7 protein-coding genes are annotated in these 9316 nt (G+C 66.5%); 6 read left to right on the top strand and 1 reads right to left on the bottom strand.

Going from position 1 to position 9316, the window contains the following annotated elements:
- From SH809_19925 to wecB, 3 genes are all read left to right on the top strand, one after another.
- Positions 1-928, top strand: a 928-nt coding sequence (locus SH809_19925) for a YfhO family protein (protein ID MDZ4701989.1), incomplete at its 5' end; no start/stop codon positions are given.
- Positions 929-942: 14 nt separating this feature from the next.
- Positions 943-2277 (top strand): glycosyltransferase family 4 protein, encoded by a 1335-nt coding sequence (locus tag SH809_19920; protein ID MDZ4701988.1) that lies wholly within the window; start codon positions 943-945, stop codon positions 2275-2277.
- A gap of 10 nt (positions 2278-2287) precedes the next feature.
- A complete protein-coding gene (wecB, locus tag SH809_19915) occupies positions 2288-3373 on the top strand; it encodes a UDP-N-acetylglucosamine 2-epimerase (non-hydrolyzing) (protein ID MDZ4701987.1) in 1086 nt (361 codons plus the stop codon).
- 39 nt (positions 3374-3412) lie between these two features.
- Here the strand turns inward: wecB and SH809_19910 are convergent, their stop codons facing one another.
- Positions 3413-5059, bottom strand: a complete 1647-nt coding sequence (locus tag SH809_19910) for a c-type cytochrome domain-containing protein (protein MDZ4701986.1) — start codon at positions 5057-5059, stop codon at positions 3413-3415.
- Positions 5060-5239: 180 nt separating this feature from the next.
- Between SH809_19910 and SH809_19905 the strand changes: the two genes are divergently transcribed.
- Genes SH809_19905 through SH809_19895 form a run of 3 tightly spaced genes read left to right on the top strand, consistent with a single transcriptional unit; the run spans position 5240 to position 9128 of the window.
- Positions 5240-6322: a glycosyltransferase gene (locus tag SH809_19905; protein MDZ4701985.1), complete on the top strand. Its 1083-nt coding sequence runs from the start codon at positions 5240-5242 to the stop codon at positions 6320-6322.
- Positions 6319-7626, top strand: a complete 1308-nt coding sequence (locus SH809_19900; GenBank protein MDZ4701984.1) for a polysaccharide pyruvyl transferase family protein — start codon at positions 6319-6321, stop codon at positions 7624-7626. The genes SH809_19905 and SH809_19900 overlap by 4 nt, the downstream gene beginning before the upstream one ends.
- A gap of 14 nt (positions 7627-7640) precedes the next feature.
- Entirely contained in the window at positions 7641-9128 is a 1488-nt protein-coding gene (locus SH809_19895) for an oligosaccharide flippase family protein (protein MDZ4701983.1), read from the top strand.
- Positions 9129-9316: the final 188 nt, after the last annotated feature.

Below are 9316 nucleotides of genomic sequence, written 5' to 3'. Positions count from 1 at the left end.
GGCGGGCGGCGGGGTGCTGGTGCTGCTGGTGCTGGTGGATCTGTGGGGGGTGGATCGGCGCTATTTCAACGCGGAGCTGCTGGTGGATGCACAGAACTCGGAGGAGCAGGTACAGACGTACGATTTCGACCGGTTCGTGCTGGACCGGGTAGCCGAAGCCGGCGGCCCGGGGCATTTCCGAGTACTCTCGCTTGAGGGCCGGCACCCGATGGTCAACGCACGGCCGTCGTTCCACTACGAGTCCCTGGGCGGCTACCACGGCGCGAAGCTGCGGCGGTACCAGGATTATCTGGAGCATCTGCTGCTGGACCCCAGGACGGGCACGCCCAACCCGAATGCGCTGGATCTGCTCGGGGTGCGCTACGTCATTTCCGGCCGCCCCGTTCCCGGCATGACGGCCGTATACACCGGCGACCAGACCGGCTACACGGTGTATGAGAAGACGGATGTGCTGCCGCGCGCCTACTTCGTGGAAGGCGTCGAGGTAGTCGAAGGGCACGAGGCGGTCTGGGAGCGGCTGTTGAGCCCCGAGTTCGACCCTGGCCGGACGGCCATGGTCGAGGCGCCGATCGAGTGGGCGACGGCGCCCATCGACTCGAATGCCACGGCCGCCGTCACCCTGCGGAAGTTCTCGCCCCACGAGATCGAATGGGCCGTCGAAACCGACGCACCGCGGCTGCTGGTGGTGGGCGAAGTGTATTATCCGGCGGGGTGGACCGCGGCCGTCGATGGGGCCGAGACGCCAATCCATCCCGTGAACTACCTGGTGCGCGGCGTCGAGGTGCCGGCGGGGGCGCACACGGTGACGATGCGCTTTGAGCCGGCGAGTGTCCGCACCGGGAGGCTGATTTCGGCCATCGCGACCTTCCTCGCCTATGGCGGGGTGCTGGCCCTGCTCGGCCTCGGGTATTTCCGGCGGAGCCCCTGACCGTGCCCTCTATCGTGCGTCATGTCCTCTACATCTCGTATTATTTCCCGCCATCGGGTGGGTCGGGTGTACAGCGAACGCTCAAGTTCGTGAAGTACCTGCCCGAATACGGCTGGCTGCCGCATGTACTCACGGTGGATCCAGCGTCGGCGGCGTATCCGGACCTCGACCCCGCCATGGAGCGCGAGGTGCCTGAGAACGTCGTCGTCACGCGCACCCGGTCGTGGGATCCCTATCGGTGGTACGGCGCGCTCACGGGCAAGTCGAAGGCGGATGCCGTGTCCGTGGGCTTCCTGTCGGACCGACCGCCGGGGCGGTTTGAACGCGTGGCGCGGTGGGTACGGGCCAATCTATTCATCCCGGATGCGCGGGTAGGTTGGGTGACGTATGCGATCCGTGCGGCGCGAGTGGTCGTCGAGGCGCAGCGTCCGGATGTCATCGTAACCACAGGGCCGCCGCACTCGTCGCATCTCATCGGGCGTTCGCTGCATCGCTCATACGGGATTCCGTGGGTGGCCGATTTTCGCGATCCGTGGTCGGACATCGACTATCTCGGCTCGTTGCCGATGAGCGGCTGGGCGAGCCGGCTAAACCGGGGCCTGGAGCAGTCGGTGCTGGACGAGGCGCAGTGTGTGGTGGCCGTGAGCCCGGCCGTGCAGCGCGCCTTCGCCGGCCGTACGAGCACGCCGTGTGTCACCCTGTACAACGGCTATGACGAGAGCGATTTCGCGCAGGAGCCGCATGCCGCCGCCGGCCATTTCGTGATCACCCATGTCGGCAACATGAACGCGGACCGTAACCCGAGGGCCCTGTGGGAGGCGCTCGCGACGCTGCGTATTCCCGGGGTCGAGGTGCGACTGGTCGGCCATGTCGACGCGAGCGTCCGGCGCGATGTCGAGCATATGGGGTTGGCGTCGCAGGTGAGTTATCTGCCCTACGTTCCGCACCGCGAGGCCGTGCGGCATATGCTCGGCGCCCACGTGCTGTTGTTGCCGGTGAACCGCGTAAGCGCCGCAAACGACATCATACCGGGCAAGGTATTTGAGTATCTGGCGGCTCGTAAACCGATTCTGGCGTTGGGGCCGACGGAGGGCGAGACGGCGCAGATCGTCCGCGAGGCCGGCGCCGGGCAGGTCTTTGACTACGACGACGCGGCCGGCGTCACGTCCACGCTGCTCGCGTGGGCGAAGCAGTGGCAGGCCGGCCGTGCCCTGGAGGGAGCAACCCGCGATGCCGCCTCCCGTTTTAATCGACGCATTCAGGCCGGCGACCTCGCCGCCCTCCTCACCCGCTTCGCCGCTCCGTTGCCAGAGCGATCACCGGGCTCGCTTCGGGCCGAGTCGTTATAATCCCGCACCCATGCCACTTCGCCGACTCATTACCGTGGTAGGCGCCCGCCCGCAGTTCGTGAAGGCCGCCATGGTGAGCCGGGCGTTGGCGTCGGCCGGCATATCCGAGCGGCTCATCCACTCCGGCCAGCACTACGACCCGGGCATGAGTCAGGTCTTTTTTGAAGAGCTGGATGTACCCCGGCCCGATTATTACCTGGAGGTGGGCTCCGGCTCCCACGCGGCCCAGACGGGGCGGATCATGGAGCGCCTCGAAGAGATCCTCCGCCCCCTCCGCAGCGATCTGGTGGTGCAGGTATACGGCGACACCAACACGACCCTCGCTGCCGCGCTGGTCGCGGCGAAGCTGGGTCATCCGATCGTCCACGTGGAAGCCGGCCTGCGTTCGTTCAACCGATCCATGCCCGAAGAAATCAATCGGCTCGTCACCGATCGGCTCTCGACCCTGCTCTGCTGCCCGACGGAGAACGCCGTGCGGCACCTGGCGGCCGAGGGGATGACCGAAGGGGTTCATCTCACCGGCGACGTGATGTACGACGCGACGCGGCATTTCGCGGGCCGGGCGGATGAACGTGTGGATCTGTCGAGGCTGACGGACCACGGACCGGGCGAGTATGTCGTCGCCACGGTGCACCGGGCGGAGAACACCGACCATCCGGAAGTGCTAAAGCGCATCTTCGCCGGCCTCGCCCGGCTGCACGTACCGGTCGTGATGCCCCTCCATCCCCGGACGCGGGCGCGCCTGGCCGACCACGCGGCGCCGGCGAACGTGACCCTCTGCGAGCCGCTCGGTTATCTGGCGATGCTCAAGCTCATGTCCCACGCCCGCGCTGTGTTCACGGACTCGGGCGGTCTGCAGAAAGAGGCCTTCTGGCTGAACGTGCCGTGTGTGACGCTGCGTGCCGAGACCGAGTGGACAGAGACCCTCGAGGGGGGCTGGAATCAGCTCGTCGGGTCCGACCCGGACGCCATCGCGACGGCGTACTCGCGGATCGCGGACGCCGGCAAATCGCTCCGCCACGCGTTTTTTGCGGCTCCTAAGGAATCCGCCTCAAGGGCCGTGGCGCGGCTCGTGGGCGATCTGCTGGCGGCCTGACGTCGCCCTGTCTTTATTCTTTATGTTTACGCTGGAATCTTATTCTGTGGCCGACCCCGCCGGCGGGGTCTGTTCCGAGGCGCTGGTCATCTCCCACCCCATATTGATGTCGACTTCCGGCAGGGCGCTCCGCAGGCTGTCGGCGCCGGCGGCGGTTACGTTCGACTCCCACAGGTAGAGCGATTTCAGGTTGTTCAGGGCTTCCAGATGGGCCAGGCCGGCGTCCGACACGGCGGTGCCGTAGAGGTTGAGGTAAGAGAGGTAGTTCAGGTCCACGAGGTGAGCCAGGCCGGCGTCCGTCACCTTCGTTTTTTCCAGGTGCAGCCGAGAGAGGTTCGTGAAGCCGGCGACGGCGGCGAGGCCGGCGTCCGTGAGCGGCGTGTTGCCCAGGTTAAGCCACGCGATCTGTTCGGCCACGGGCTCGAGCAGGGCCATCTGCTCGTCGCCGAAGCGGTCGCGCACGTTGATGGCCTGAATCTGGAGCAGGTTGGTCTCTACCGAAAGCGGCATCGCCAGGACGCCGTAGGCGGCGAGCGCTTCCAGGGCCTGAGGGTCCGCCGGCGGGACCTGGATGGCGAGGGATTCGTCTTCTTTTTCGGTCAGGCGTTCGAGGATGGTCATGACCCTCGCCGGCACCTCGACCTGCGCCACCTTCTGATCGAACGACGCGCCGCTGTCGATCCACCAGCCGATGAGCGCGATCTGGTCGTCGGTGAGTGGGCGTCGGCCGCTGGGCGGCATGTGGTCGTCGTGGGCTTCCTCGAGCGTGATGCGGCGGTAGAGTTCGCTGTTTGCAGCGTCGCCGGCCGTGAGAATGATCCCGTTTTCGCCGCCCTCCATGATCTCTGCGGGCGTCGTGAGTAGGAGTTCACCTTCTTCTTTTTTTGAATTGTGGCAGCTAATGCACCGGGCATCCATGATCGGGTGGACGATGTCCGTGAAGAGTACGGCTTCGTCGATGTTTTCGATGACGATCTGTGCGTCCGGCTGCTCGCGGGGCGGGATGCCGGCGAGGGAGCGGAAGGGCTCGGGCATGTAGCTGGTGAAGTAGTCCTCGCCGTGGGTGAGGGAGCCGCCAAAGTGGCTCGCTACGGTCAGGACAAGCACCGATGCGACGAGTGAGCCGGCGTAGAGCGACCGGGCGCGGGGCGTCGGGGTGGCCGAGAGCGTCTTGCGTTTGAAGAAGTAGGCCACGACGGAGAGCACCGCCACGCCGATGCCGAGCCACTTGTGCCACCAGAGGTCGTCGCCCCCGTAGTCGCCGCTCGCGGCCAGGAGGAGGCCGGCGACCACCGTGAACACGGCACTGACCGCACCCAGGAAAAGTGTAAACGATACGGCGGGCTTGAGATCGGCGAAGCGCTTCGCGCGGGAGAGAAACTCCATCAGGAACGCGAGCAACAGCAGCCCGATGGGCATGTGGACGAGCAGCGGGTGGAAACGCCCGGCGAAGACAATGCCGTCGGCCGGGTTTTCGGGATCGATATCCAGCAGCCGGGTCACGAGTGGCGTGGGGGACTCGGGGCCGGCTTCCTCGGCTGGTTCTTCCACAGGTTCCTCTACAGCTTCCTCTACAGCTTCCTGCCCGGCATCCGCTTCTTGCAGGAGAACCGCCGGCGCGGCCGCGGACGGTATCGGAGCGCCAGTCGTGGCGACAAGCACCACAAACGCCAGAAGAACACCCATCGAGATCCTGCCGGGGGCAGGGTGAAGCTGCGTCTCACGCATAGCCATACACAACCTTGAGTACAAAAGTGAAGTAGACGGTCTAGTATAAAAAAAAACCAAGAAAGGGATAGCCCTGTTGATACAAATCGCAACGATGGGCGTATTCTACCGCCGCAATGCAGGTGAGCACCCCATCCGATGAGGAAAAAGCGTGTCCTTTTTATCTACCTGAGCCCCGCCTCGTTCGTGCGGGACGATCTGGAGATGCTGGGCCGGCGGGTGGATCTGGTCCCGTTTCATTTCGACGTGGACCGCGCGCGGTCGGCAGCCGGCCTGCTGGGCCTCTGGCGCGAGCAGCGCCGCTGGCTGGGTCGCGAACTACCGGGGGCGGACCTCGTCATGGGCTGGTTTGCCGATTATCACATGGTGCTGCCCGTGGCCCAGGCGCGCCGGCGCGGCATCCCCGTCGCCGTCGCCCTGGGCGGGTACGACTGCCTCCGTCTCCCCGAACTGGCCTACGGCGTATTCGCCAGCCGCTGGCGGGCGCCGCTGGCGCGATACGTGCTCCGCAACGCCTCCCTGCTGCTGCCCGTGGCTGAAGCGCTCCTCTGCTCCGAGAACCAATTTTCGGCCTGGCCGGAGCGCCGCCGCTACGGTCTCTGCGCCGACGCGCCGGGTGTACACACGCCGCACCGGGTGCTACCGACGGGGTATGTGCCGGAGCGCTGGCCGGCCGGGCCGGAGTGCCGCGCGCCGTCGGTCTGCACGGTCGGGCTCATCGATACCGAGCAGACGTTCCGCCGGAAGGGTATCGACCTGGTGCTGGAAGCCGCGGCGCTGCTGCCGGACGTCCCGTTCCGGGTGGTGGGGGTCACGCCCACGATGCGCGCCTGGATCGCCGGCCGCTTCGCCGTCCCGCCGAACCTGACGTTCGACGGGCAGGTCCCTCGCGAAGCGCTCGTCCTCATCTATCAGGAGGCTTCGGTGTACCTCCAGTTGTCGCGCGCCGAGGGGATGCCCAATGTGCTCTGCGAGGCCATGTTGTGCGGCTGCATCCCCGTGGCGAGCCGGGTGTTCGGCAACCCGGCCGGTGTTGGGGACGCGGGTTTTCTGGTGGATGAGCCCACGCCGGAGGCCATCGTGCCCGCCATCCGGCAGGCCCTGGCCGCCGAAGCGGGGCGGCGGGAGCAGGCGCGCCGGCACATCGAAACCCATTTCCAGCGCCACCACCGCGAGGCGGCGATGATGGACGCCTTTGCGCAGTTGACAGGAGAGGCATGAAGATCCTGCTCATCAATACCGTGCTACTCAACGGCGGCGACGCCGCCATCATGATGGCGATCGTGCGCCAGCTCCAGGCCGCGTTTGGTCCGGAGGCGGAGATCGAGATCGGCGAGGCGATGCCGGCGGTGTCGGCGGCGTATTATCCGGACTTCACCCTGCGGGAGTCGCTCGTCAACGCCTTCCTGCGCCCGCCCCGGCGGGGCCGGCTCCGCCTGATCTGGGGCCTGTGGCGGTTTGCCGCCTGGCACGCCGCACGGCCGCGCGCGTACGCCGCGGCGTGGCTCCATGCGAGGGGATGGACCGGACTGGCGAACCGGCTACTGAGCCGGAGGGAACGCCAGGCGTTTGCGCCGTACGCCGGGGCCGACCTCATCGTGAGCACCGGCGGCACCTACCTGGTGGAGCATTATGCGTTGGCGCCCCGGCTGTTCGAGTTCGACATGGTGCGGCGCCTCGGGAAGCCGCTGATTTTTTATACCCAATCCCTTGGCCCCTTCCAGACGCCGCGGTACCGGAAACGGCTGCGCGCTATCTTCGACGATGCCGCCCTCATCCTGCTGCGCGACACGCTTTCCCTGGCGCACGTCCGGTCGCTCGGGGTTACGCACGACCGCGTGGCCATCTTGCCGGATGTCGTGTTTGCCCTCTGGCGCCCGCCGGCGCCGCGTCCGGCGGGGGGGCGCTTGCGGGTTGCCATCTCCGTCCGGCGCTGGGCGCATTTTACAGGGCAATCGGCTGAAGCCGGCATGGCCGGCTACCGCCAGGCGGTTACCGCTGGAGTCGAGCGACTGGTGACGCATCATCAGGCCGAGGTGGTTTTCCTATCCACCTGCCAGGGCGTGCCCGAGTATGCGTACGACGATTCCGCCGAGGCGCGCGAGGTCGTGGCCCGGCTGCCGGTGGAGACTCAACAGCGCGTCCGCGTGGACGACGCGTTTCATCGGCCGGAGGAATTGCTGGAGCGGCTGGCGGCGTTCGACCTCGTGGTGGCGACGCGGATGCACATGGCGATTCTGTCGATGATCGCCGGCACGCCGGTAGCGCCCATCGTATACGAATTCAAAACCCGCGAACTGCTCGATCTGGTGGGATACCCGGACTGGGCCGGCGGTGGCGCGCGGCTGGATATCGAGACCCTGCGCGCGGAGACGCTGAACGAGACGCTCGACACCCTCATCACCCGGCTGCCGGCGGCCCGCGAGGCGATGGGCGTGCGTGTCGAGGCGGTCTACAGGCAGACGGAGGAGGCCATCGCGCGGGTGCGGGCGGCCGTGGCGCCCAGGTCATCCAATACGCCCTGACCCGGAAACGCGCCATGTCCGACCGACCCTTTCTCCGCATCGTCAAACAGAGCGGGCTGTATGCCCTCGGCAACGTCGCCGTGAAACTCAGCGGCCTGCTGCTGGCGCCGTTTTATCTGGATGCGCGGTATCTGACGCTAGCCGATTACGGGTATCTCGCGCTGCTCATGGCGACGGCGCAGATCGGGATCTACATCGCGGGCCTGGGGATCGGGACCGGATTGCTCAAGTTCACGGCCGACGCCGAACTGGCCGGCGTGCGGGAGCGGCTGCCGTTTACGGCGCTGGTGACCACGCTGGGCGCCGCCGCGCTGGCTTGGGTGGCGTTCGGGCTGGGAGCGGAGCCCCTAGCGGAGGTGCTGCTGGCCTCGCCGGACCGGGCGGCGATCGTGCGCGTGCTGGGCGTGTACGTGGTGTTCAAGACCATCGGGGCGGTGCCGATGATGTTGCTGCGGATCCAGGAGCGCGCCGGCCTCTTCGCGCTGGCGATGGCGCTGGAGATGACGTTGTTGTTCGGAGGGGTGTACGTGTTTCTGGTGATACGGGGGGATGGGTTATACGGCGTGATGTCCGCCTACATGTGGTCGGCCGGCACCAGCACCGCCGTGCTCCTGGCCGGCAGCCTGACGCGGATCCGGTGGGTGTTCGACGTGTCGCTGCTGAAACCGCTCATCCGTTACGGCAGTCCGCTCGTGCTGGTGAGCCTCGCGAGCCTCGTGCTCAACGCCGGTGACCGGTACATCCTCAATCTTCTCACCGATGCCGAGACGGTGGGGATGTACGATTGGGCGGCCCGCATCAGCGGGGTGTTGAATTTGCTGGTGGTGCAGAGCTTCCAACTCGCCTTTACGGTGATCGGGTTGAAGTCGTTGGGCGGCGGGGATCGCGCGTTGCACCGGCGGACATTCCGGCACTACACGATCTGGGCCGGCTGGGCAGTGCTTGGCCTCTCGTTGATGGCCTACGACGGCACGTTGTGGCTCACGCACATCGGGGCGGATCCGCATTATCTGGAGGCCTCTCCGCTGGTGCTGCCGCTGACGTTTGGCTTTTTTGTCTACGGGAATTATGTCATCATCACCAACGTGTTGTACGCATCGTGGCGGACGCCCGTGATCGGGGCGCTGGTGATCGGGGCGGCGCTGCTGAATGTGGCGCTCAATTTCTGGCTCATCCCCCTGGCGGGTGCGATGGGCGCCGCGCTCGCCACCGTCGGCGCGTACGGCGCGCTGGCGGGGCTGGCCTATCTGCGGGCGGAGCGCGATCTGCCGATCGCCTACCCGTGGGGGACGTTCGCGGTGGTGGTGGGGTTGATCCTGGTATTATATGCCGTTGGAGCCCGGGTGGAGGCGTGGGAAACGCCGTATCGCCTGGCGGCACGGATCGGGTTGATCCTGGCGTATGTGCCGGCGGTGGCGCTGGCGGGCCTCTACAGCCGCGAGGAGCTGCGGACCGGTTGGCGTATCCTGCGCCGGCGGATGGGCCGAACGGATGGAACGTAGGGCGGGTATGGGCATACCTAAGGACCGTCCAACGTAATGCCAACCCGAATCCGCGGACACGATGTATCGTGTCCCTACGGGCGTAATGTCAACCCGAATGAACGGACACGATGTATCGTGTCCCTACGGGCGTAATGCCAACCCGAATGAACGGACACGATGTATCGTGTCCCTACGGGCGTAATGCC

The sequence above is a fragment of the Rhodothermales bacterium genome, assembly GCA_034439735.1.
Taxonomy (GTDB): Bacteria; Bacteroidota; Rhodothermia; order Rhodothermales; family JAHQVL01; genus JAWKNW01.
Note: the sequence above shows the minus strand (reverse complement) of the source record. Positions and strands in the feature narration are given on the sequence as shown.